This is a genomic window from Burkholderia sp. AU45274, from assembly GCF_030482505.1.
In the GTDB taxonomy this organism is placed as follows: Bacteria; Pseudomonadota; Gammaproteobacteria; order Burkholderiales; family Burkholderiaceae; genus Burkholderia.
Genome location: NZ_JAUJQE010000018.1, coordinates 75,761 through 100,293 on the forward strand (window position 1 = coordinate 75,761; position 24,533 = coordinate 100,293).

Annotated in this window: 19 protein-coding genes; 1 reads left to right on the top strand and 18 read right to left on the bottom strand. The window is 65.7% G+C overall.

Going from position 1 to position 24,533, the window contains the following annotated elements; all coding sequences use genetic code 11:
- Positions 1 to 16 precede the first annotated feature (16 nt).
- From ftsZ to coq7, 16 genes are all read right to left on the bottom strand, one after another.
- Positions 17 to 1,213 carry a cell division protein FtsZ gene (ftsZ, locus tag QZM35_RS35655; protein ID WP_011350843.1) on the bottom strand — a complete coding sequence of 399 codons (1,197 nt, stop codon included), beginning with the start codon at positions 1,211 to 1,213 and terminating at the stop codon, positions 17 to 19.
- A 117-nt stretch (positions 1,214 to 1,330) separates the two neighbouring features.
- On the bottom strand, positions 1,331 to 2,563 hold the full coding sequence (ftsA, locus tag QZM35_RS35660; RefSeq protein WP_006487138.1) for a cell division protein FtsA: 1,233 nt from the start codon (positions 2,561 to 2,563) through the stop codon (positions 1,331 to 1,333).
- A 26-nt stretch (positions 2,564 to 2,589) separates the two neighbouring features.
- Positions 2,590 to 3,342: a cell division protein FtsQ/DivIB gene (locus QZM35_RS35665; protein ID WP_011350842.1), complete on the bottom strand. Its 753-nt coding sequence runs from the start codon at positions 3,340 to 3,342 to the stop codon at positions 2,590 to 2,592.
- A gap of 19 nt (positions 3,343 to 3,361) precedes the next feature.
- The gene (locus QZM35_RS35670) at positions 3,362 to 4,303 is read right to left on the bottom strand and encodes a D-alanine--D-alanine ligase (protein WP_301777662.1); all 942 of its coding nucleotides are present in this window, start codon (positions 4,301 to 4,303) and stop codon (positions 3,362 to 3,364) included.
- Position 4,304: 1 nt separating this feature from the next.
- Positions 4,305 to 5,702, bottom strand: coding sequence for a UDP-N-acetylmuramate--L-alanine ligase (gene murC, locus QZM35_RS35675; protein WP_174976212.1), 1,398 nt, complete (start codon positions 5,700 to 5,702; stop codon positions 4,305 to 4,307).
- Between the two features lie 79 nt (positions 5,703 to 5,781).
- Positions 5,782 to 6,885 carry an undecaprenyldiphospho-muramoylpentapeptide beta-N-acetylglucosaminyltransferase gene (gene murG / locus QZM35_RS35680; RefSeq protein WP_301777663.1) on the bottom strand — a complete coding sequence of 368 codons (1,104 nt, stop codon included), beginning with the start codon at positions 6,883 to 6,885 and terminating at the stop codon, positions 5,782 to 5,784.
- A 121-nt stretch (positions 6,886 to 7,006) separates the two neighbouring features.
- A complete protein-coding gene (ftsW, locus tag QZM35_RS35685; RefSeq protein WP_069247050.1) occupies positions 7,007 to 8,290 on the bottom strand; it encodes a putative lipid II flippase FtsW in 1,284 nt (427 codons plus the stop codon).
- Complete coding sequence (gene murD / locus QZM35_RS35690) at positions 8,287 to 9,801, bottom strand: UDP-N-acetylmuramoyl-L-alanine--D-glutamate ligase (protein WP_301777664.1); 1,515 nt, start codon at positions 9,799 to 9,801, stop codon at positions 8,287 to 8,289. The genes ftsW and murD overlap by 4 nt, the downstream gene beginning before the upstream one ends.
- 28 nt (positions 9,802 to 9,829) lie before the next feature.
- Positions 9,830 to 10,999, bottom strand: a complete 1,170-nt coding sequence (gene mraY, locus QZM35_RS35695; RefSeq protein WP_006477019.1) for a phospho-N-acetylmuramoyl-pentapeptide-transferase — start codon at positions 10,997 to 10,999, stop codon at positions 9,830 to 9,832.
- 16 nt (positions 11,000 to 11,015) lie between these two features.
- Complete coding sequence (gene murF / locus QZM35_RS35700; protein ID WP_174976211.1) at positions 11,016 to 12,422, bottom strand: UDP-N-acetylmuramoyl-tripeptide--D-alanyl-D-alanine ligase; 1,407 nt, start codon at positions 12,420 to 12,422, stop codon at positions 11,016 to 11,018.
- Positions 12,419 to 13,957 (bottom strand): UDP-N-acetylmuramoyl-L-alanyl-D-glutamate--2,6-diaminopimelate ligase, encoded by a 1,539-nt coding sequence (locus QZM35_RS35705; protein WP_174976210.1) that lies wholly within the window; start codon positions 13,955 to 13,957, stop codon positions 12,419 to 12,421. The genes murF and QZM35_RS35705 overlap by 4 nt, the downstream gene beginning before the upstream one ends.
- Positions 13,954 to 15,801: a penicillin-binding protein 2 gene (locus QZM35_RS35710; RefSeq protein WP_089430569.1), complete on the bottom strand. Its 1,848-nt coding sequence runs from the start codon at positions 15,799 to 15,801 to the stop codon at positions 13,954 to 13,956. Before QZM35_RS35710 ends, QZM35_RS35705 begins: the two co-directional genes overlap by 4 nt.
- Positions 15,798 to 16,139, bottom strand: coding sequence for a cell division protein FtsL (gene ftsL, locus QZM35_RS35715; protein WP_009694564.1), 342 nt, complete (start codon positions 16,137 to 16,139; stop codon positions 15,798 to 15,800). Before ftsL ends, QZM35_RS35710 begins: the two co-directional genes overlap by 4 nt.
- A complete protein-coding gene (gene rsmH, locus QZM35_RS35720; protein ID WP_011350832.1) occupies positions 16,136 to 17,077 on the bottom strand; it encodes a 16S rRNA (cytosine(1402)-N(4))-methyltransferase RsmH in 942 nt (313 codons plus the stop codon). The genes ftsL and rsmH overlap by 4 nt, the downstream gene beginning before the upstream one ends.
- Positions 17,078 to 17,100: 23 nt before the next feature.
- Entirely contained in the window at positions 17,101 to 17,529 is a 429-nt protein-coding gene (mraZ, locus tag QZM35_RS35725) for a division/cell wall cluster transcriptional repressor MraZ (RefSeq protein WP_006487094.1), read from the bottom strand.
- Positions 17,530 to 17,915: 386 nt separating this feature from the next.
- Positions 17,916 to 18,542 carry a 2-polyprenyl-3-methyl-6-methoxy-1,4-benzoquinone monooxygenase gene (coq7, locus tag QZM35_RS35730; RefSeq protein WP_089424416.1) on the bottom strand — a complete coding sequence of 209 codons (627 nt, stop codon included), beginning with the start codon at positions 18,540 to 18,542 and terminating at the stop codon, positions 17,916 to 17,918.
- 276 nt (positions 18,543 to 18,818) lie between these two features.
- Here coq7 and QZM35_RS35735 point away from each other — a divergent pair, with 276 nt between their 5' ends.
- Complete coding sequence (locus QZM35_RS35735) at positions 18,819 to 19,970, top strand: porin (protein ID WP_089424415.1); 1,152 nt, start codon at positions 18,819 to 18,821, stop codon at positions 19,968 to 19,970.
- 279 nt (positions 19,971 to 20,249) lie between these two features.
- Here the strand turns inward: QZM35_RS35735 and QZM35_RS35740 are convergent, their stop codons facing one another.
- Together QZM35_RS35740 and QZM35_RS35745 are read right to left on the bottom strand one after the other, a co-directional pair.
- On the bottom strand, positions 20,250 to 21,923 hold the full coding sequence (locus QZM35_RS35740; protein WP_174976208.1) for a long-chain fatty acid--CoA ligase: 1,674 nt from the start codon (positions 21,921 to 21,923) through the stop codon (positions 20,250 to 20,252).
- 136 nt (positions 21,924 to 22,059) lie between these two features.
- Positions 22,060 to 24,135, bottom strand: a complete 2,076-nt coding sequence (locus QZM35_RS35745) for a molybdopterin-dependent oxidoreductase (RefSeq protein WP_301777665.1) — start codon at positions 24,133 to 24,135, stop codon at positions 22,060 to 22,062.
- Positions 24,136 to 24,533: the final 398 nt, after the last annotated feature.

The following is a 24,533-nucleotide window of genomic DNA, read 5'->3' on the forward strand; positions in this document are numbered from 1 at the left end:
TTCGCCTGTGTTTGCGTCAGTCAGCCTGCTTGCGCAGGAAAGCCGGGATGTCGTACGTGTCGACACCCTTCTCCTGCAGCGCCTGCACGTGCGATGCCGCGGTTTCGCGCGAATTGCGCCACACCGCCGGCGTGTCGAGCGCGCCGTAGTCTGCCGTGCTGACGTGATGCGTCGGTGCATAGCCGTGCGACACCGCGCTGACCGGCTGGTTGTCCGTACCCGTGCGCAGCAGCGTCATCGGTGCCGATTGCTGCTTCTTCGCCGCACGGCCCAGACCCGTCGCCACGACCGTCACGCGCAGCGCATCGCCCATTGCGTCGTCGTACACCGCACCGAAGATCACCGTCGCATCTTCCGCCGCGTAGCTCTTGATCGTGTTCATCACTTCGCGCGTTTCCGACAGACGCAGCGAACGGCTCGACGTGATGTTGACCAGCACGCCGCGCGCGCCCGACAGATCGACGCCTTCGAGCAGCGGGCTCGCCACGGCCTGTTCCGCCGCGAGGCGTGCGCGATCGACGCCGGCGACCGTCGCCGTGCCCATCATCGCCTTGCCTTGCTCGCCCATCACCGTCTTCACGTCTTCGAAGTCGACGTTCACGAGGCCATCGACATTGATGATTTCAGCGATGCCTGCGACCGCGTTGTTCAACACGTCGTCGGCGCACTGGAAGCACTTGTCCATCTCGGCGTCGTCGCCCATCACGTCGAACAGCTTGTCGTTCAGCACGACGATCAGCGAGTCGACGTGATCCTCCAGTTGCTGCGAACCGGCTTCAGCGACGCGCATGCGCTTGCCGCCTTCGAACTCGAACGGCTTGCTGACGACACCCACCGTCAGGATGCCCATCTCCTTCGCGATCTGCGCGACCACCGGCGCCGCGCCCGTGCCCGTGCCACCACCCATGCCGGCCGTGATGAACACCATGTGCGCGCCGCGCAGTGCGTCGGCGATGCGCTCACGCGCTTCTTCCGCTGCCGCACGGCCCATTTCCGGCTTCGCGCCAGCGCCCAGGCCCGTGTTGCCGAGCTGGATCACCGACGATGCGCGCGAACGCGACAGCGCCTGCGCATCCGTGTTCATCACGATGAAGTCGACGCCCTGCACGCCGCGGTTGATCATGTGCTGGACGGCATTGCCGCCAGCGCCGCCAACGCCGACCACCTTGATGATGGTGCCGTTGGTCTCGGTTTCCAGCATTTCGAATTCCATTGTTGCCTCCGTCAAGAGAATGACTGCTACTCGGCCGTTATTCGGCAGGAGATCGGGCAACCCCCTGTCGCGCGCCAGCCGCCGGCACCAGCGCGAATTTCGATTCGGTTCGATTCGTCAGAAGTTGCTCAGGAACCATTCCTTCATCCGCGAGAACACCTGTCCCGCGTTGCCGGACTGCACGGCGACCTTGCGGCCGCGCATGCGCTGGGCACTGCCTTCGACGAGCAGCCCCATCGCCGTCGAGTAGCGCGGATTGCGCACGACGTCGGAGAGGCCGCCTGCATATTCCGGCGCGCCGATGCGCACCGGTTTCAGGAAAATGTCTTCGCCGAGCTCGACCATGCCGGGCATCATCGATGCCCCGCCGGTAATGACCACGCCGGAGCTCAGCAGTTCTTCGTAACCGGATTCGCGCACGACCTGCTGCACGAGCGAGAACAGCTCCTCGACGCGCGGCTCGATCACCGCTGCCAGCGCCTGGCGCGACAGCGTGCGCGGGCCGCGTTCGCCGAGGCCCGGCACTTCGACCATTTCGTCCGGATCGGCGAGCGCCTGCTTCGCGATCCCGTAGCCGACCTTGATGTCTTCCGCGTCCGGCGTCGGCGTGCGCAGCGCCATCGCGATGTCGCTCGTGATCTGGTCGCCGGCGATCGGAATCACCGCGGTGTGGCGGATCGCGCCTTCGGCGAAGATCGCGATGTCCGTCGTGCCGCCGCCGATGTCGACCAGCACCACGCCGAGATCCTTCTCGTCTTCCGTCAGCACGGCCAGCGACGACGCGAGCGGCTGCAGGATCAGGTCGTTCACTTCGAGCCCGCAGCGGCGCACGCACTTGACGATGTTCTGCGCGGCGCTCACCGCGCCCGTCACGATGTGCACCTTCACTTCCAGCCGGATGCCGCTCATGCCGATCGGCTCGCGCACGTCTTCCTGGCCGTCGATGATGAATTCCTGCGTGAGGATGTGCAGCACCTGCTGGTCGGTCGGGATGTTGATCGCCTTCGCGGTCTCGATCACGCGCGCGACGTCGGTCTGCGTGACTTCCTTGTCCTTGATCGCGACCATCCCGCTCGAGTTGAAGCTGCGGATGTGGCTGCCCGCGATCCCCGTGAACACGTTGGTGATCTTGCAGTCGGCCATCAGCTCGGCTTCCTCGAGCGCGCGCTGGATCGACTGCACGGTGGCCTCGATGTTGACCACCACACCTTTCTTCAGACCCTTCGACTCGCTCTGGCCGAGACCGATCACCTCGTAGTGGCCTTCGCCCTTCAGCTCGGCGACGATGGCCACCACCTTCGACGTGCCGATGTCGAGGGAAACCAGCAGATCCTTGTAGTCTTTGCTCATAAAGTGCTCTTGCGTGTGATCTCTCGTTACTTCTTGCGCTTGTCGGTATCGGTCAGGAACCGCATGCCTGCCGCGCGAATCGCGAATCCGTTCGGATAGCGCAGGTCCGCGTACTCGATGTCGTTGCCCCAGCGTTCCGTGACGGCCGGCCATGCAGCGACCAGACGCTGGCTCCGGTCATGCAGCGACTCGCTGTTGCGTTCCTTGCCCAGCTCGACCTGCATGCCGTTCGACAGCTTCACCGTCCACGCGTACCGCGCCGACAGCGTCACTTCTTCCGGCGCCGCCTTCAGCGGCGCAAACCATTTCCCGAAGTCGCGATACCGCGTGACGACTTCCTTCGCACTGCCCTCCGGGCCGTCGAACGCCGGCAGCTCCTGCTCCAGCTCGCCCTGGTTCGCGGTGAACAGCTCGCCATCGACGCTCACGAGCTGGTCACTGCCCCAGGTCCCGAGCGGTTTGTACTCCTCGAGCGTGACAGCCAGCGCATTCGGCCACACCCGGCGCACGCTCGCATGGCGCACCCAGGGCATCTGCTCGAACGCGGCGCGCGCGGCGTCGAGATCGACCGTGAAGAAATTGCCCTTCAGCCGGCCGACCACGCCCGCGCGCACCGTCGGTGAATTGATGTGCTCGGTGTCGCCGTCGATCCGGATTTCCCGCAGCGCGAACGTCGGGCGCTGGATCAGCCAGTAGCAGCCGGCCGCCGCCAACACGAGCAGCAGCAGCGCGTACAGCGCGCTGGCGGCAAGGTTGAGTTGGCGAACGTTGTTCCACATACGTCGTTCCGTTCCTGCGTCAGTCGTTGAGCGTGAGCGATAGCACCTTCACGACCAGCTCCGAATAGCTGATGCCGACCGCGCGCGCGGCCTTCGGCGGCAGCGAGTGGTCGGTCATGCCCGGCGCGGTGTTCACTTCCAGGAAGTACGCGTTCCCGTCGGCGTCGAGCATGAAGTCCGCGCGGCCCCAGTCGGTGCAGCCGAGCACGTCGAACGCCCGGCGCGCGGCGCGCTTGAGCTCCGCTTCCTTGTCGGCGGGCAGCCCGCACGGAATCAGGTATTGCGTGTCGTCGGCGACGTACTTCGCGTGATAGTCGTAGAACTCGCCGGCCGGCACGATCTTGATCACCGGCAGGTCGAGATCGCCGGCGATGCAGGCGGTGTACTCGCCGCCGCCTTCGATGCTCTTCTCGACGATCACGATCGGGTCATGCTTGGCGGCTTCCGCGAGCGCGGCCGGCAGCGCGTCGGCCGTCTTCACCTTCAGCACCGCCACGCTCGAGCCCTCGCTCGCCGGCTTCACGAACAGCGGCAGGCCGAGCTTCGCGACGATGTCCGTCGCGCGCGCCGCGAGGTCGTCGCCGCGCAGCACCGTCTCGAACGGCGGCGTCGGCACGCCCGTCTGCTGCCACACGAGCTTCGTGCGGAACTTGTCGAGGCCGAGCGCCGACCCGAGCACGCCGCTGCCCGTGTAGCGAATGCCGTAGAAATCGAGCGCGCCCTGGATCTGGCCGTTCTCGCCGTAACCGCCGTGCAGTGCGTTGAACGCGCGCACGAACCCTTCATCCTTCAGCGCCGCCAGCGGGCGCTCGGCCGGGTCGAACGGGTGCGCGTCGATGCCCGCGTCGCGCAGGCCCTGCAGCACGAGCTTGCCCGACGTGAGCGACACCTCGCGCTCCGAGGACTCGCCGCCGAACAACACCGCCACCTTGCCGAAACGTTTCGGATCAATCCCGCTCATGTCATGCCTTCTGTTGAGTGTGCTGCGCAACCTTCGCCGGCACGCCGCCGATCGAACCCGCGCCCATCGTGATCACCACGTCGCCGTTCTGCGCGACCTTCGCCAATGCGTCCGGCACGTCGTCGACCGTCGCGACGAACACCGGGTCAACCTTCCCCACCGCGCGCAACGCACGCGACAGCGCGTCTCCGTTGGCGGTCGGGATCGCCGCCTCGCCCGCCGCATAGACTTCGGTCAGCACCAGCGCGTCGACCGTCGACAGCACGTTGACGAAATCGTCGAAGCAGTCGCGGGTACGCGTGTAGCGGTGCGGCTGGAACGCCAGCACGAGGCGGCGGCCCGGGAACGCGCCGCGCGCGGCCGCGATCGTCGCGGCCATCTCGACCGGGTGATGGCCGTAGTCGTCGATCAGCGTGTACTGGCCGCCGTCCGCGGTCGGCACGTCGCCATAGCGCTGGAAGCGCCGGCCGACGCCGTTGAATTCCGCGAGCGCCAGCTGGATCGCGTCGTCCGACACGCCGAGATCGGTCGCGATCGCGATCGCCGCGAGCGCGTTCTGCACGTTGTGCAGGCCCGGCATGTTCAGCACGACCGCGAGCGGCGCGCGCCCTTCGCGGATCACCGTGAAATGCATGCGGCCGTCGCGTGCATCGATGTCTTCGGCGCGCACCTGCGCGTCCGGCGACAGCCCGTAGCGCACGACCGGCTTCGAAATGAACGGGATGATCTGCCGCACGTTCGGATCGTCGACGCACACGACCGCGCTGCCGTAGAACGGCAGGCGCTGCGTGAATTCGATGAACGCCTGCTTGAGCCGCGCGAAATCGTGGCCGTAGGTGTCCATGTGGTCGGCATCGATGTTCGTGATGACTTCGATCACCGGATACAGGTTCAGGAACGATGCGTCCGACTCGTCGGCCTCGGCGACGATGAAGTCGCCCGTGCCGAGCCGCGCGTTCGCGCCGGCGCTGATCAGGCGCCCGCCGATCACGAAGGTCGGATCGAGCCCGCCCGCCGCGAGCACGCTCGCGACGAGGCTCGTCGTCGTGGTCTTGCCGTGGGTGCCGGCGATCGCGATGCCCTGCTTCAGGCGCATCAGCTCCGCCAGCATCACCGCACGCTGCACGATCGGCACGCGCTGCGCGCGCGCGGCCAGCACTTCCGGGTTGTCCGAACGCACGGCCGTCGACACGACGACCGCGTTCGCGCCCTCGATGTTCGCCGCGTCGTGGCCGATCGCGATCCGCGCGCCGAGCGCCTGGAGGCGATCGGTCACCGCGTTGCGCGACAGGTCCGAGCCGCTGACCTCGTAACCGAGGTTGACGAGCACTTCGGCGATGCCGCTCATGCCCGCGCCGCCGATCCCGACGAAATGAATGTGTTTGACGATGTGTTTCATGTCAGCCTCCGCCGGGCCGCCCCAAGGAGGCTGACCGCCCCCTCGGGGGGCAGCGAACGAAGTGAGCGTGGGGGTTGTTTCATTTAAGTTGTTCCAGGTTCGCGCCGGCCGCCTTCGCGCACACGCGCGCGACTTCGTCGGTGGCCTCGGGCTTCGCCAGCGAGCGCGAACGTTCCGCCATGTCCGCGAGCGATGCCCGCGACTGGCCGCGCAGCCAGTCGGCAAGCAGTTCCGCCGACAGGTCGCGTTGTTGCACCAGCACGGCCGCGCCCGCATCGGCGAGGAACGCGGCGTTGCTCGTCTGGTGATCGTCGACCGCGTACGGGAACGGCACGAACAGCGCCGCCACGCCCACCGCCGCGATCTCCGACACCGTCATCGCCCCCGACCGGCAGATCACGAGATCCGCCGCCGCATACGCGGCCGCCATGTCGTCGATGAACGGCACGAGCCGCACGTCTTCGCCGGCCGCGAAACCGGCCGCTTCGTAATTCGCCTTCAATGCTTCGATGTGCTTCGCGCCGGCCTGGTGCACGATGCGCGGGCGTTCGCCCGGCGTCAGCATCGCCAGCGCGCGCGGCACGACTTCATTCAGCGCGGCCGCCCCGAGGCTGCCGCCGACGACCAGCACGTTCAGCGGGCCACTGCGCGATGCATAGCGTGCTTTGGGCGCTTGCGTGCCAGCAAGTTCCGCGCGAATCGGGTTACCTGTCCATTCCGCGTGCGGCAGCGCGCCGGGGAACGCGACGAGCACGCGTTTCGCGAATTTCGCGAGCACCTTGTTCGTCAGGCCCGCGATCGAATTCTGTTCATGCAGCACGAGCGGACGGCCCGACAGCGCGGTCATCACGCCCGCCGGGAACGTGATGTAGCCGCCCATCCCGAGCACGACGTCGGGCCGCACGCGGCGCAGCGCGGCGAGGCTCTGCCCACATGCGCGCAGCAGGTTGAACGGCAGCGTCAGCTTCGTCTTCAAACCCTTGCCGCGCAGCCCGCCGAACCGCACGTATTCCATCGGAATGCCGTGCTTCGGCACGAGCGTCGCTTCCATCCCGGCCGGATTGCCGAGCCACACGACGCGCCAGCCCGCCGCTTCCATCCGGTGCGCGACCGCGAGCCCCGGGAACACGTGGCCCCCGGTGCCGCCTGCCATCACCATCAGCGTGCGTTGCGACGCGGTCATACCCTCCCTCCCCGCATCGGCAAGACTGAACGAATGTTTTGGCTACGGCCGCTTCGCTTAACTTCGCGCGCTTCGCGCACGAAGTTAGCCTTCACCGAAATCGCGTACTGACGCGGGGAGGTCATACCTTCCCTCCCCGCATCAGTACGCGATTTTCGTAGTCGACCCGCAGCAGCACCGCGAGCGCGACGCAGTTCAGCAGAATGCCCGAGCCGCCGTAGCTCACGAGCGGCAGCGTCAGGCCCTTGGTCGGCAGCAGCCCGAGGTTCACGCCCATGTTGATGAAGGTCTGCGCGCCGAACCAGATGCCGATACCCTTCGCCATCAGGCCCGCGAACGTGCGATCGAGTGCGAGCGCCTGGCGGCCGATCTCGAACGCGCGGCGCACGATCCAGTAGAACAGCAGGATCACGACCAGCACGCCGACGAAACCGAGCTCCTCGCCGATCACCGCGAGGATGAAGTCGGTATGCGCTTCCGGCAGGTAGTTCAGCTTCTCGACGCTGCCGCCGAGGCCGACACCGAACCACTCGCCGCGGCCGAACGCGATCAGCGAGTGCGTGAGCTGGTACGCCTTGCCCTGCGCGTAACGCTCGTCCCACGGATCGAGGTACGCGAAGATCCGCTCGCGACGCCACGGCGACAGCCACACCAGCATCGTGAAGGTGCCGATCGCGGTCGCGACGAGGCCGCCGAACAGCTTGCCGTTCACGCCGCCGAGGAACAGCACGCCCATCGCGATCGCTGCGACCACCATGAACGCGCCCATGTCCGGCTCGAGCAGCAGCAGCGCACCGACCAGGCCGACCGCGAACGCCATCGGCAGGAAGCCCTTGGCGAAGCTCTGCATGTATTCCTGCTTGCGCACCGTGTAGTTCGCCGCATAGATCGTCACCGCGAGCTTCATGATTTCCGACGGCTGCATGTTCGTGATGCCGAGCGGAATCCAGCGGCGCGCACCGTTCACGCCCTTGCCGACGTGCGGGATCAGCACGATCACGAGGCCGACGAGCGCGATCAGGAAGAGTTGCGGCGCGTATTTGTCCCACGTCGACACCGGCACGCGGAACGCGATCACTGCCGCGATGAACGCGACGGCGAGCGAGATGCAGTGGCGCATCAGGAACGCGTAATCGTGATACGACGCGTATTTCGGCGAATCGGGCATCGCGATCGACGCCGAATACACCATCACGACGCCGAGCCCGAGCAGCGCGATCGCGACCCACAGCAGCGAGTAGTCGAAGTCGAGCATCCGCGAACGGCTCGGGCGCACGCCGTTGACGACGCTCGCGAGGCCGCCCGTCGCGGCGCGCGTGGCCGACGCGACGCGGCCGCCCGCGGCATTGCCGCCGGTGTCGCGACGATCGTTGAAACGGGAGACGAGGCGATCGGACCAGCTCATGGCGTCGCTCCTTTGTCGATGGCGATTTCGTCGACCGCCGCGCGGAACACATCCGCGCGATGGGCGTAGTTCCTGAACATGTCGAGGCTCGCGCATGCAGGCGACAGCAGCACCGCGTCGCCCGGCTCCGCGAGGTCGGCCGCCGCGTGCACCGCCCCTTCGAGCGTCGTGTGGTCGGCGAGCGGCACGCCCGTTTCGGCGAGCGTGTCGCGGATCGCCGGTGCGTCGCGGCCGATCAGCATCACCGCACGGCACCAGCGCGCGACCGGCGCAACCAGCGGTGCGAAATCCTGCCCCTTGCCGTCGCCGCCCGCGATCAGCACGATCTTCTGCGCCAGCCCGTCGAGCGCGGCAACCGTCGCGCCGACGTTCGTGCCCTTGCTGTCGTCGACGTAGTCCACGTCATCGATCGTCGCGATCACTTCGACGCGATGCGCTTCGCCGCGGTACTCGCGCAGCGCGTGCAGCAGCGGCGCGGCCGGCAGGTCGATCGCGCGTGCGAGCGCGAATGCGGCCAGCGCGTTCGCCGCGTTGTGCAACCCGCGGATGCGCAGCGCGTCGGCCGGCATCAGGCGCTTCTGCGCGATGTCGGGCGTATGCGCGGCATCGCGCTTGCGCCGACGGGTCGTCGTCGCGGTTTCATCCGGGGCGTCGCGATCGACCGCTTCGACCAGCCACGCGATACCGTTATCGCGCGACAGGCCGTAGTCGCCGTCCTGCACCGGTTCGTTCAGGCCGAACGTGACCGTGCGCGGCGCGTCGGCCGCGCCGGCTGCCGGGGCGAACTTCATCACCGCCGCATCGTCGCGGTTCAGCACGCGCGTGGTCGTCGCGCCAAAGATCCGGCCCTTTGCCTGCGCATACGCGTCGAAGCTGCCGTGCCAGTCGAGGTGGTCCTGCGTGATGTTGAGGATCGCGGCCGCATCGGGCGCGAACGTGCGCGCGGTCTCGAGCTGGAAGCTCGACAGTTCGAGCACCCACACGTCGGGCAGCGCGGTTTCGTCGATCGCACTGGCGAGCCGGTCGAGCATCGCAGGGCTGATATTGCCCGCGACCGCGACCTTCTTCCCCGAGCGCTGGCACAGCAGGCCGGTGAGGCTCGTCGTCGTGGTCTTGCCGTTGGTGCCGGTGATCGCGAGCACCTTCGGCTGGTAGCCGCTCGTGCCGAGCGCGCGCAGCGCCTGCGCAAAGAATTCCAGCTCGCCCCACACCGCGACGCCCTGCTCGTTGGCGGCCGCGACCAGCGCCGCGAGTGCCGGTTCGAGCGGCGACAGCCCCGGGCTCAGCCCGACGAGCTCGATACCGCCGTCGAGCAATGCAGGCGTGAACGCCCCGCCGACGAATTCCGCATCGATGCCTTCGACCTGCAGCGCGGCAAGGTTCGGCGGCGCCTCGCGGGTATCGGCAATACGCAGCCGGCACCCGTGCCTCGCGCACCATCGCGCGATCGCGAGACCCGATTCCCCGAGCCCCAGTACGAGCACCATCGGCCGTTGCCGATCTCCAAACATCTCGCCAGACATCCTTGTTACCTTTCCTTTACCGCAGCTTGAGGGTGGTCAGACCGAACAGGCACAGCATCAGCGTGATGATCCAGAAACGCACGACCACCTGCGTTTCCTTCCAGCCGGACAATTCGAAATGGTGATGCAGCGGCGCCATCTTCAGCAGGCGCCGCCCTTCGCCGTAGCGCTTTTTCGTGTACTTGAACCACGAAACCTGCAGCATCACCGACAGCGTTTCCGCCACGAAGATGCCGCCCATGATGAACAGCACGATTTCCTGGCGCACGATCACCGCGACCGTGCCGAGCGCGCCGCCGAGCGCCAGCGCGCCGACGTCGCCCATGAACACCTGCGCGGGGTGCGTGTTGTACCAGAGGAACGCGAGCCCTGCCCCACCCATCGCGGAACAGAAGATCAGCAATTCACCCGCGCCCGGAATGTGCGGGAACAGCAGGTATTTTGAATAGACCGCGCTGCCCATCACGTACGCGAACACACCCAGCGATGCACCGACCAGCACCACGGGCATGATCACGAGGCCGTCGAGGCCGTCGGTCAGGTTCACCGCGTTGCTCGCACCGACGATCACGAAGTACGTCAGCACAATGAAGCCCCATACGCCGAGCGGGTAGCTGATCGACTTCAGGAACGGCAGCATCAGGTCGGCGCGTGCCGGCAGCCCCATCGACAGGCCGCTCCTCACCCATGCCATGAACAGGTCGAACACGCGCACGTTGTTCGCCTCGGACACGCTGAAGGCGAGGTAGACGGCCGCGAACAGCCCGATCACCGATTGCCAGAAATACTTCTCGCGCGACGACATCCCGCGCGGGTCCTTGTGGACGACCTTGCGGTAATCGTCGACCCAGCCGATCACGCCGAAACCGAACGTGACGAGCATCACGATCCAGATGAAACGGTTCGTCAGGTCGCCCCACAGCAGCGTCGCGACCGCGATGCCGATCAGGATCAGCACGCCGCCCATCGTCGGCGTGCCGGACTTGACCAGGTGCGTCTGCGGACCGTCCTTGCGCACGGCCTGACCGACCTTCATTTGCGTCAGCTTGCGGATCACCCACGGTCCGCACACGAGCCCGATCCCGAGCGCGGTGATGGTGGCCATCACCGCACGGAACGTGAGGTACGTGAACAAGCGCAAAAAGCTTGCGTCTCCTTGCAGCCATTGCGCCAGCGCCAGCAGCATGCTTCCTTCCTTCTACTCAGTGTGCAGCGGGCGTCGTGCCCGCCGCGGGTTGGTTCGTCAGCGCGTCGACCACGCGCTCCATCTTCATGTACCGCGAGCCCTTCACGAGCAGCGTCGCCTGCGCGCCGTAGCCCGCCGCGAGCAATGCGCCGACCAGCGCGCCGACGTCGCCGAAATGGCGGGCCGTGTCGCCGTACGCGGTGCAGGCATCGCGCGACGCGTCGCCGAGCGCGAACAGCGCGTCGATTCCGCGCTCGCGCGCGTAGGCACCGACCTCGCGATGGAAGGCCGGGCCTTCGTCGCCGACCTCGCCCATGTCGCCGATCACCAGCACGCGCGGCGCCGGTTGCGCGGCGAGCACGTCGATCGCGGCACGCATCGAATCGGGATTCGCGTTGTACGTATCGTCGACGACCGTTGCACCCGCGAGGCTGCCTGCGATCGCCTGTTTCACCTGCAGCCGGCCCTTGACCGGTTCGAACGATTCGAGACCCTGCTTGATCGCCGACAGCGCGACGCCGGCGCCCAGCGCCGCCGCCGTGGCGGCCAGCGCGTTGCGCGCGTTGTGCTCGCCGAGCGCGCGCAGCCGCACCGTGACGGCGCCCGCGGGCGTGTCGATCGCGAGTTCGCCGCCGTGCAGGCGGCCCGTGACCTGCGCGTCGTGTTGCCGTTCGGCATCGTGCAGCGCGAAATCGAGAATCCGGTTGCCGGTCGCCGCGACGCGCCAGATGCCCGCGTATGCGTCGTCGGCCGGGAACACCGCGACGCCGTCCGGCGGCAGCGCGTGAATCACGGCCGCGTGTTCGAGCGCGACGGCTTCGACCGTCGCCATGAACTCCTGGTGCTCGCGCTGCGCGTTGTTGACGAGCGCGACCGTCGGCGCCGTGAGGCGCGCAAGGACTTCCGTCTCGCCCGGGTGATTCATCCCGATCTCGATCACCGCGAGACGATGCGCGGCCGACAGGCGCAGCAGCGTCAGCGGCAGGCCGACATCGTTGTTCAGGTTGCCGGCCGTCGCGAGCCGCGCGTCGGCGCCGACCGCCGCCGCGAAGATCGACGCGATCATTTCCTTGACGGTCGTCTTGCCGTTGCTGCCCGTCACCGCGACGAGCGGCAGCGCGAATCGTTGGCGCCAGCCATGCGCAAGCGCGCCGAGCGCGGCACGCGTTTCACCGCCTTCGATCACCGGCATCGTGACGCCCGCCGGCACGTGCGCGACCAGCGCCGCGGCAGCACCGCGCGCCGCGACATCGCCGAGGAAGTCGTGCGCATCGAAGCGCTCGCCTTTCAATGCAACGAACAGGTCGCCGGGGCCGGCCGTGCGGCTATCCGTCGACACGCGGTCGAACGTGACGCCCGCGTCGCCGTGAACAGTTGCGCCGGGGATCAGGCGAGCGGCTTCGCCGAGACTGAGCATCGTCATTCGGCGCCTCCCTTGCCATGCGTCGCGCGCGCTGCCAGCGCGAGCCGCGCGTGATCCTGGTCGGAGAACGTGCGCTTCTTGCCCATGATTTCCTGCGTGGCCTCGTGGCCCTTGCCGGCCAGCACGACGACATCCTCGCGTGCCGCGCCGCGCACGGCCTGCAGGATCGCGCTCGCGCGATCCTCGATACGGCGTGCGTGATCGGGCGCGGTCATGCCTGCGACGATCTGGTCGATGATGCGCTGCGGATCCTCGCTGCGCGGGTTGTCGCTCGTGACGACGGTTTCATCGGCGAGCCGCTCCGCGATCGCGCCCATCAGCGGGCGCTTCGTCGTATCGCGGTCGCCGCCGCAGCCGAACATGCAGACGAGCCGCCCGCCGCGCGCCGTAGCGATCGGGCGCAGCGCGTCGAGCGTCTTTTCGAGCGCGTCGGGCGTGTGTGCGTAGTCGATCACGACGAGCGGTTCGTCGTTCTGCAGCCGGCCGCCGAGCCGCTGCATCCGGCCGTTGACGGACTCGAGCCGTGCGATCTCGGCGAGCGCCGCGTCGAACGGCACATCGGCCGCGAGCAGCGAGCCGAGCACCGCGAGCAGGTTGCTGACGTTGAACGTGCCGAGCGTGCCGACCTCGACGTCCGCGTCGCCCCACGGCGAACGCAGGCGGAACGCCGTGCCGGTCGCGGTGGCGCGCACGTCGAACGCGACCAGTTCGCGATCGGCGTCCGGCGCCGGCGCGTCACCGATCCCGTACGCGATCGTACGCACGCGACCGGCCAGTTTCTCGAGCAGGCGCCGACCTGCTACGTCGTCGCGATTGACGACCGCCGCGCGCAGGCCGCGCCATGCGAACAGCTTCGCCTTCGCGGCTTCGTACGCGTCGAACGTGCCGTGATAGTCGAGGTGATCCTGCGTGAGGTTCGTAAACACCGCGATGTCGAAAGCCGTACCGTTTACGCGCCCCTGGTGCAGCGCGTGCGACGACACCTCCATCGCCACTGCCTTCGCGCCCGCGTCGCGCAACTGCGCGAGGCTTCGCTGCAGTTGCGGTGCATCGGGGGTCGTGAAACCGGTCGGCACGAGCTGGCCGGGCATCCCGGTGCCAAGCGTGCCGATCACCGCGCACGGCTGGTGCAGCGCCGTCAGCGCGGTGGCGATCCACTGCGTGCACGAGGTCTTGCCGTTCGTGCCGGTCACCCCCACCGCGAGCAGGTTGTCGCTCGGATCGCCATACCAGCCGCTGGCGATCTCGCCGGCGAGCTGGTCGAGCGCCGGCACGGCAAGCGCGACAGGAACGGCCGGCGCAGCCGCCAGCCCTTCCGGCTGATACAGCACGGCGGCCGCACCGCGCGCGACGGCTTCGGCAATGAATGCGCGGTTGTCGGCCCCGTCGACCGCATACGCAAAGAACACGTCGCCCGCCTCGAGGCTGCGCGTGTCGGCATGCAGTTGCGCTGCGGGGGCCACATGCTGACGCAGCCACGCAAGCGCGGCTGCGATCTGCTGATGCGCCGGATGGGAACTGCGAGCGGCGCTCATCGAACAACTCCTGGTGAATTACGCGTCGTGCTGGACACGATCATATGCTTCGCACCGCCACCCGCGGGCAGCTTTTGCGGCCCCGTCGCGGAAGGTGCTGCCGGCGAATCGTCAGACACGACGAGCTGCTTGATCGGCATGTTCGGCGGCACGTTCAGCGCACGCATCGTGTCGCCGGCGATCGCCGAGAATACGGGGCCGGACACCTGGCCGCCGAAGTGGCTGCCGGCGGTCGGCTCGTCGACCGACACCGCGACGACGATGCGCGGATTCGGCATCGGCGCCATCCCGACGAACGACGCGCGGTACTTGCGCGTGTAGCCGTGGCCTTCATGCTTGTACGCGGTACCGCTCTTGCCGCCGACGCGATAGCCCGGCACGGCCGCATCCGGCGACGTGCCGCCCGGCGCCACCACCGTCTCGAGCATCGCGCGCACTTCGCGCGCGGTGGTCGGGTTGAACACCTGCGTGCCCGCGACCGGCTGGTTGGGGTCGGTCTTGAAAATGGTCACGGGCATCAGCTCGCCGTCATGCGCGATCGCCGTGTAGGCGCGCGCGAGCTGGAACAGCGACACCGACAGGCCGTAGCCGTACGACATCGTCGCCTGCTCGATGCGGCGCCAGCTCTTCCACGGACGCAGGCGGCCGGCCACCGCGCCCGGGAACCCGACCTTCGGCGCCTGGCCGAGGCCGATGCTCGTATACATATTCCACATTTCCTCGGGCCGCATCGTCATCGCGATCTTGGTCGCGCCGATGTTGCTCGACTTCTGGATCACGCCGCCGACCGTCAGCGTGCCGAAACCCGCGTCGTCGGTGATCGGCGCGCCGTCGAGCACGAAATGCCCGTTGCCCGTCTCGACGAGCGTGTTCGGCGTCACGCGGTGCAGGTCGAGCGCGAGCGACACCGTAAACGGCTTCATGATCGAGCCCGGCTCGAACACGTCGGTCATGATCCGGTTGCGCAACTGCTCGCCCGTCATGCGCGAGCGGTCGTTCGGGTTGTACGTCGGGTAGTTGACGAGTGCGAGCACCTCGCCGGTGCGCACGTCGACGACCATCGCCGCGCCGGCCTTCGCCTTGAACTTCTCGACGGCGGCCTTCAGGTTCGCGTACGCGATGTACTGGATCTTGCTGTCGATCGACAGGTCGACGTCGGTGCCGTTGTGCGGCGGGATCTGCTCGGCGACGTCCTCGACGATGTGCCCCATCCGGTCCTTGATCACGCGACGCATGCCCGACGTGCCGGACAGCATCTTCTGGTCGCCCAGTTCGACGCCTTCCTGCCCTTCGTCCTCGACGTTTGTGAAGCCGATCAGGTGAGCGGTGATCTCGCCTTCCGGATAGAAGCGCTTGTATTCGTTGCGCTGATAGATGCCGGGAATGTCGAGCGCGGCGACCTTGTCCGCGACGTCGATCGGCACCTGACGCTTGACGTAGACGAAACCCTTGTCTTCCGACAGCTTCACGCGCAGTTCCTTCGACGTCATGCCGAGGAGCTTGCCGAGCTGGTTGACCTTGTCGGCATCGAGATCGTCCGGCACCGCGTCGGGAATCGCCCAGATCGCGCGCACGGGCAGGCTCGTCGCGAGCACGAGCCCGTTACGGTCGAGAATCTTGCCGCGCGTCGCCGGCAGATCGATCGTGCGCTGGTAGCGGCTTTCGCCCTGCTTCCGATAGAACGCGTTGCCGGGCCCCTGGATCCAGAACGCGCGCGCGGCCAGAGCGACGAACGCCATGAACAGCAGGAACACGACGAGCTTCGAGCGCCACATCGGCAGATGCACGCCCAGCACGGGGCTCGACGAGAACTTCACGTTCTGGCGCTTGTGGGACGGCTTCATCGCGCGCCTCCCTTGCCCTTGCCGGCCGTGTCCGCCGAAGCCGGGATCGGCGCATCGATCGCCTTCGCGGCGCCCGGCGGCAGCGTCAGGTATTGCGTGCGGCCGGTCGTGATCGGCTGCATCTTCAGTGAATCGTTCGCGAGCTGCTCGATGCGCGACGTCTTCGACAGCGCGCTCTGCTGATATTGAAGCTGCGCGTAGTCCTGCTGGAGCTGACGCTCCTGCGACTGCGCACGCTGCAGCTGGATGAAGATCTGACGCTGCTGGTTCGTCGAATTGACGACCGACAGCGCGCAACCCATCACGATGATCAGCAGGAAGATGTTGAAGCGGCTCATGGCGTGACGCGCTCCGCAATGCGCATCACGGCGGAGCGGGCGCGCGGATTCGCAGCGACTTCCGCTTCACTCGGAAACTGGCGGCTGATGATCTTGAGCGGCGGGCTCGGGAGGTCGACGGCGCGGATCGGCAGGCGACGATCGACCGCAGGCGCACTCGCGTGCGCCTGCATGAATCGCTTGACGATCCGGTCCTCGAGTGAATGAAAGCTGATGACCACCAGCCGCCCCCCTTGCTCCAGCAACGACAGTGCCGCGTCTAGTACGACTTGCAGGTCCGCAAGCTCTTGATTGACGTGAATCCGTATAGCCTGAAAGGTGCGGGTTGCCGGATCCTTGCCCTTCTCACGGGTTTTGACGACGTGACCCACGATTTGGGCAAGCTCGCCCGTGGTGTCGAGAGGCCCAAGACGGTCGGACTCTGCCCGGCGAGCAACAAGCGCCTTTGCAATCTGAAAAGCAAACCGTTCTTCCCCATAATCCCGTATCACCTCCGTCAATTCCTGCACCGAAGCCCGTGCGAGCCATTCCGCCGCCGACTCGCCGCGCGTCGGATCCATCCGCATGTCCAGCGGACCATCGGCGCGGAAGCTGAAGCCGCGCGCCGGATCGTCCACCTGCGGCGAGGACACGCCCAGGTCGAGCAACACCCCCGACACCTTCTCGACGCCGCGCGCCGCAAGCGCGTCGCGCATCGATGCAAAGCTGTCATGCACGATCGAGAAGCGCGCATCCTCGATGCCCTGCGCCGTCTCGATCGCCCTCGGATCCTTGTCGAACGCGATCAGCCGCCCGCCCGGCGCCAGCCGCGCGAGCACCGCACGGCTATGGCCGCCGCGCCCGAACGTACCGTCGACATAAATGCCGTCCGGTCGCGTCACGAGCGATTCGACCGCTTCGTCCAGCAACACGGTCCGATGCTGCAATTCGTTTCCCATCGCGGGCGTCTCCGTCACCGCAATCAGAACGTGAAATTCTTCAGCGCGTCGGGCATGCCCTGCGCCATCGCTGCCTGCTCCTTCGCGTTGTAGGTCTGCGAATCCCACAGCTCGAAGTGACTACCCATTCCCAACAACATGACTTCCTTTTCCAGTCCGGCTGCCATGCGCAGCTCGGGCGATACGAGAATCCGGCCCGCGCTGTCGAGATCGACATCCATCGCATTGCCGAGAAAAATGCGCCGCCACCAGTGCGCGTCCATCGGCAGCGCGGCGATCTTGGCGCGGAATACCTCCCATTCCGGGCGCGGAAACAGCAACAGGCAGCCGTCCGGGTGCTTGGTCACAGTCACCCGTCCTTCTGCCTGTCCTTGCAGCGCTTCGCGATAGCGAGCCGGCACCGACATCCGCCCTTTCGCATCGAGCGTCAGCGCCGACGCCCCTTGGAACACTTTCCGCTCTCCCGTTCAGGGCACCGAAGCACCCGCTCAATGCTGAGAATTTAGCCGGAATAGCCCGCCAAATCACACAAAAATACACTTTCTCACACTGTCTCCCACTTTAGAGGAAGGGTGTGGCACGGTCAAGGGAGCGGCCCGCTTTTTTGACGAATTTTGTTAGTTAGAACAAGGACTTACGCGCACATGCTCATGCGGCCCCTCATTCTAAAAACCGTTATAAATGAATGAGCTAGTGCAACTTGTGAAGGTGATACGTGAGAAAGGCGGGCCAGACGGGTGTGCGGACGGGGCTTTCGGGGGCGGGAAAACGAGGAATAAACGGGCGGTATCAGCGGTGGGGAACCGGGGCGACGTCACGCATCGCCCCGGTGGGAATCTCACAGATAGTACGCAGTGCTCGTCATGACTTTCGACGCGGCGCGCATCAGCATCCGCGCGGGCAGCGGCAGCTCGATCCCGCCTGCGTCGGCCGCGGCCTTGCCGTGCTTCACCTCGTCGATCCGCATCTGGTCGACGATCGCGCGCGACGCGGTATCGGCCGCCGGCAACTCGGACATGTGGCCTTCGAGATGGCTCTCGACCTGCCGCTCGGTCTCGGCCATGAAGCCGAGGCTGACCTTGTCGCCGAGCGCGCCGGCCGCCACGCCGATTGCGAGCGAACCCGCATACCAGAGCGGGTTCAGCAGGCTCGGGCGCGAGTCGAGCTCTTTCAGGCGATGCGCGGTCCACGCGAGGTGATCCTCCTCCTCGCGTGCGGCCTCCTCGAACATCGCCTTCGCCGACGCCGTGCGCGCGGTGAGTTTCTGCGCCTGGTACAGCGCCTGCGCGCAGACCTCGCCGACGTGGTTCACGCGCATCAGCCCGGCGGCATGCGTACGCTCCGCAGGCGTCAGTTCGACGGCCGGCGCCTCCGCCGGCGCGGGCACCGGCCGGCTCATCCGGCTAATGCCGGTCAGCGATCGCAGGCCGCGATCGAATTCGCTGATCAGTTCATCCAACACCATCCTGTTCTCCTGGCTGCAGGTGCTGCCGCGAGCGGCAAGGGCACGAGTCCGCTGCGTAACCGACTTGATTATTCAGCGGAAATTGCGGTTAACCCGTGATTTTAACCATTGTTGCATAAAGGAAACATGGCGACCTTGAGCTTCGGCATTTCGCTTTGTGGCAAAAAACGGTTTTGCTACATTACGTGCGACTTCTTGCGAAGTTGATGGGGCCCGTCAACAGAACATAACTATCCGCCCCGCCAGAAAAATTCAGTGAATTTTGGAGATCCGTTAATGAAAAAGTCGCTTCTCGCGCTCGTCGCGCTGGGCGCGTTCGCTGGCGCTGCCCATGCGCAAAGCAGCGTGACGCTTTACGGCATCATCGATGAAGGCCTGCTCTTCAACAACAACGCGGGCGGCAAGCATCTGTACAGCATGGCCAGCGGCGTGATGCAAGGCAGCCGCTTCGGCCTGCGCGGCACCGAAGACCTCGGTGGCGGCCTGAAGGCGATCTTCACCCTCGAAAACGGTTTCGACGTGAACAGCGGCAAGCTCGGTCAGGGCGGCCTGATGTTCGGTCGTCAGGCTTACGTCGGCCTGTCGAGCCAGTACGGTACGGTCACGCTGGGTCGTCAATACGACTCCGTCGTCGACTTCGTCGGCCCGCTCGAGGCAGGCGACCAGTGGGGCGGCTACATCGCCGCTCACCCGGGCGACCTCGACAACTTCAACAACGCGTATCGCGTGAACAACGCAGTCAAGTTCACGAGCCCGACCTACGGCGGCTTCTCGTTCGGCGGCCTGTACAGCTTCGGCGGTCAGGCAGGCCAGTTCTCGAAGAACCAGGTCTGGTCGCTCGGCGCAGGCTACAACAACGGCCCGCTGGTCTTGGGCGTCGGCTACTTGAACGCACGTACGCCGAACCAGTTCGGCGGCATGTTCAACAACGGCTCGGCGTCTTCGTCGGTCTCGTCGCCGATCTACGGCGGGTACGCGAACAACGCGAACACGTACCAGGTCATCGGTGCAGGCGGCGCCTACACGTTCGGCGCAGCGACGATCGGCGCGACGTACTCGAACACGAAGTTCAAGGGCTTCTCGGCAGGCCCGTTCGTGAACCAGACCGCGACGTTCAACAACGGCGAAATCAACTTCAAGTATCAGCTGACCCCGGCGCTGATTCTCGGCGCTGCGTACGACTACACGCAAGGCAGCAAGATCGACGGCAACTCGGCAGCCAAGTACCACCAAGGCTCGCTGGGCGTCGACTACTTCCTGTCGAAGCGTACCGACGTGTACGCAATCGGCGTGTACCAGCACGCATCGGGCAACGTGCTCGACTCGAACGGCAACGTCCTGAAGGCGACGGCAGCGATCAACGGTCTCGCAGGTTCGAGCTCGGCCAACCAGGTCGCAGCACGCGTCGGCATCCGTCACAAGTTCTAATCAGCTTGCCTGGCAAGCCGCAGCATATTGAAGGCGCCTTCGGGCGCCTTTTTCTTTTCCGGTCGGTGCAGCCGCGAAGCCGGAGCGTGGCGAACCGTATCGACTCCGATGCGCTCATCGAGAAGGCACCGTCCTGTCCTTGCTGCGTCGTAACGCATTGCTGCCGCATCGAGCCACTCCAGAAGCCGCCTCGCGCGGAAACAGCCTCATCCGGGTCAAGCCGCAAACGAAAAAGCCCGGCACAAGCCGGGCTTTTTCGTTCCGATCGATCGACCGCCGTTATGCGCGTCCGTCGCGCAGTTCGCGCCGCAGGATCTTGCCGACGTTCGTTTTCGGCAGCTCCGTACGGAACTCGACCAGCTTCGGCCGCTTGTAGCCTGTGAGACGCTCCTTGCAGTAGGCAAGGATGTCCTTGTCGGTGAGCGCCGGGTCCTTCTTCACGACGAACAGCTTCACGGCTTCGCCGGAATGCTCGTCGGGCACGCCGACCGCTGCCACCTCGAACACGCCCGGATGCGACGCCACCACGTCCTCGACTTCGTTCGGGTACACGTTGAAGCCCGACACGAGGATCATGTCCTTCTTCCGGTCGACGATCTTCACGTAACCTCGCGCATCCATCACGCCGACGTCGCCCGTCTTGAAGAAGCCGTCCGCGAACATGACCTTCGCGGTTTCGTCCGGCCGGTTCCAGTAGCCGGCCATCACCTGCGGCCCGCGGATGCAGATCTCGCCGGGTTCGCCGAGCGCGACGTCGTTGCCCGCGTCGTCGCGAATCGCCACTTCGGTCGACGGCAGCGGCAAGCCGATCGTCCCGCTGTACTCGGTGGCCGTCACGGGGTTGCAGGTCGCCACCGGCGACGTTTCAGACAGCCCATAACCCTCGATAATCGCCGTATGGGTCTTTTCATACCAGCGTTTCGCGACGCCTTCCTGGATCGCCATGCCGCCGCCGTTGGCGATCACGAGCTTCGACAGGTCGAGCTGACTGAATTCCGGATGGTTCAGCAGTGCGTTGTACAGCGTGTTGACCGCCGGGATCGTCGAGATCTGGTAGCCCTTCAGCTCCTTGATCATGCCGGCGATGTCGCGCGGATTCGGGATCAGGATGCCCATGCCACCGGTACGCATCGTCAGGAAGCCGCAGACGGTCAGCGCGAACACGTGATACAGCGGCAGCGCGACAACGGTCACGAACTGTTTCACGTCCGGAAACTTCTCGTGAGCCGGATGATGCCAGGCGCCCGCCTGCAGCACGTTCGACACGATGTTCCGGTGCAGCAGCGTCGCCCCCTTCGCCACGCCGGTCGTACCGCCCGTGTATTGCAGGAACGCGACGTCATCGGGGCCGATCTTCTGCGCCTTGAATGCCTGGCGCGCACCTTCCGACAGTGCGGCCTTGAAGCGCGTGAACGACGGCAGCTGCCAGGCAGGCACCATCTTCTTGACGTTGCGCACGACGTAGTTGACGAGCCATCCCTTGATGCCCAGCAGATCGCCCATCGATGCAACGACGACGTGCTTGACGCCCGTATTCGCGATGACGGCCTGCAGCGTCGACGCGAAATTCTCGAGGATGACGATCGCCTCCGCACCGCTGTCCTTCAGCTGATGCTCGAGCTCGCGCGGCGTATAGAGCGGGTTGACGTTGACGACGGTGTAGCCTGCGCGCAGTACCGCGGCGATCGCCACGGGGTACTGCAGCACGTTCGGCATCATGATCGCGACGCGCGCCCCGCGCGCAAGCCCGCGCGATTGCAGCCACGCGCCGAACTGGCGCGACAGCTTGTCGAGTTCGCCGTACGTGATGCCCTTGCCCATGCAGACGAATGCCGTGCGGTCGCGATACTGCCGGAAGCTTTCGTCGAGCAGGTCGGGAACGGAGGGATAAGGAGACGCGTCAATTTCGGCTGGAACGCCGGGTGGGTACGATTTCAGCCAAATTTTGTCCATACCGCGCGTCTCCTCACAGATTTTCGAATGGTCGTGCTAAAACGCATCGTAACGGCTCGCTCGTTCCGAGACAACAGGGTTAGATGTCCACTTCGAACTTCAGTGGAAATTCGTCTGATGATACGGTGATATCCGATCAAATGCGCTCAACTTCCACGAGGCAGTCGTAGAACGTCGCCGAATTGCCGAGATCGGTGAGTGCCTGGCTCGTCACTTCGTTCGCGTTTCTGCCGTCCGGCGACAGCTTCTTCCACCAGATCGACAGCCCGACGACGAGCCCTGCGCGCGCGCGATCGGTAATTCTCGCGAGCGCCTGCATCGATCCGCGGTCGTTGAAGATGCGAACGACGTCACCTTCCGCGATACCGCGCGCATCGGCGTCAGACGGGTGGATGTCGAGATGCGGCTCGCCTTCGGTATGACGCAGGCTGTCGACGTTCACGAACGTACTGTTCAGGAAGTGGCGAGCCGGCGGCGAGATCATCGCGAGCGGATAGCGTGCGGCGAGATCGGGCGCGGCCTCGGCCGACTCGAATGGCGGCAGGTAGTCGGGCACGGGATCCGCGCCCATCTGCTCGAGTCGGGGGCTGTAGAACTCACACTTGCCGGACGGCGTGCGGAAACCGCCGTTCGCGAACGGCGCCTCCGGCAGCTTGAGCCTCAACCAGCCATCGCGCTTGAGCGTGTCCCAATCGCTGTCGAGCACCGGATCGTCCCAGCGGAGCGCCGCGCGCGCGACCTCTTCGTCGCTGTGATAAAGCGCGGGTTCGTCGAGCCCCATGCTGCGCGCGATGCCGCGGAAGATCTCCGTATTCGGCCGAGCCTCTCCCACCGGAGGAATCGACGGCAGGTTCGCCATCACATAGGTGTGACCGTACGATTTGTGGATGTCCAGATGCTCGAGCTGGGTAGTGGCCGGCAACACAATATCGGCGAAATCGACGGTATCTGTCTTGAAATGCTCGAGAACGACCGTGAACAGATCGTCACGTGCGAACCCTGCCGCGACCTTCGATGAATCCGGCGCGACAGCCACCGGGTTCGAGTTGTATACGATCACCGCTTCGACCTTCGGCCCGAAGGTGGCATCGCCCGGGTGCAGCAGCGCGTCGCCGATCGCGTTCATGTTGATGATGCGCGGCAGTTTGTGCGGCCAGCCCGGCATCAAATCCGGGCGAAGCAGCGCAGCCTGATTGACCGGCGCGGATTCCGACGACGAGAGCAACAGCCCGCCGGCCCGGTCCCGCCAGGCGCCCGTCAGCGCAGGCAGGCTTGCGATCGCGCGCACGGCGTTGCCGCCACCGCGAACACGCTGCATGCCGTAGTTGAGACGGATCGATGCCTTGCGGGTGGCACCGTAACGACGTGCAAGGTCGATCAGCTCCGACGCGTCGATCCCGCAGATCTGCGCAACGCGTTCCGGGGGATAGGACATCGCCCGCTCCTTGAGCGCGTCGAAGCCGAGCGTATGGCTGGCGATGTAATCGTGATCGAGCAGGTCTTCGGTCATCAGCACATGCATCATGCCGAGTGCGAACGCGCCGTCGGTACCGGGTTTCAACGCGATGTGCTGATGACACTTCTCCGCTGTCAGCGAACGATACGGATCGATGGCGACAAGACGTGCGCCTCGGCGCTTCGCTTCCTGCGCACGCGTCCAGAAGTGCAGGCTCGACGCGATCGGGTTTGCTCCCCAAATCAGAATCAGCTCGCTTTCCTCGAAATGCTCGAGGTGCATGCCGAGACTGCCGCCATAGGTGTAACGCAACCCCGCTGCACCGGCCGCCGCACAGATCGTGCGTTCGAGTCGCGAGGCACCGAGCTTGTGGAAGAATCGCTGGGCGATCCCCTCCCCCTGCACGAGCCCCATCGTCCCCGCATAGCTGTACGGCACGATTGCTTCCGGTGTGCGCGCCGCGATTTCACCGAGACGACGGCCGATCTCATCGAACGCCTCATCCCAGCTGATGGGTACGAAATGCCCTTCCCCTTTGGCACCGATACGTTTGAGCGGGACGGTGAGGCGGTCGGGGTGATGAACGCGATCGGCGTATCGGCTGACTTTCGTACACAACACGCCTTGTGTCGGCGGATGGTCGGGATCGCCCGTGACCTTGATCGCCTTGCCGTTTTCGACAGTCACACGCATTGCGCACGTGTCCGGACAATCATGCGGGCAAACGGCCCGAGCTACCTGAATGGCGGCGTTCATCGTTTTGTGTGCAGAGATGGGGATTCGCAAATTTTACGTGGACACGCCGAATAAAGCGTTCATTTCGTACGGTTTCTGAGGTATTTGGCCGAAACGCGATGGGGGGAATCGGCTTGGTTTCGGTGGTTTGGTGCGTCGTCCGCGGGGGATTTGCATGGTGACCCGACGCTCGTTGTCGACGATGGCAAGCTAATCACGTCCGAGTGTGCCAACCGAGGCGCGGGAGAGAGAAATTGCAGCTTTGATCGGAGATAGCAGCAATAGGCCAAGGGATCGCGGATGATACTGGCCGATTGGCGTTCCGGGAGCTGCGAGCGCTTGTACCTGGGAGAGGCGATGTGGAAACTCCAGCCAAGCCACCACGCCCCCATGCATTTCCGCCGCTCAAATGCAAAAAC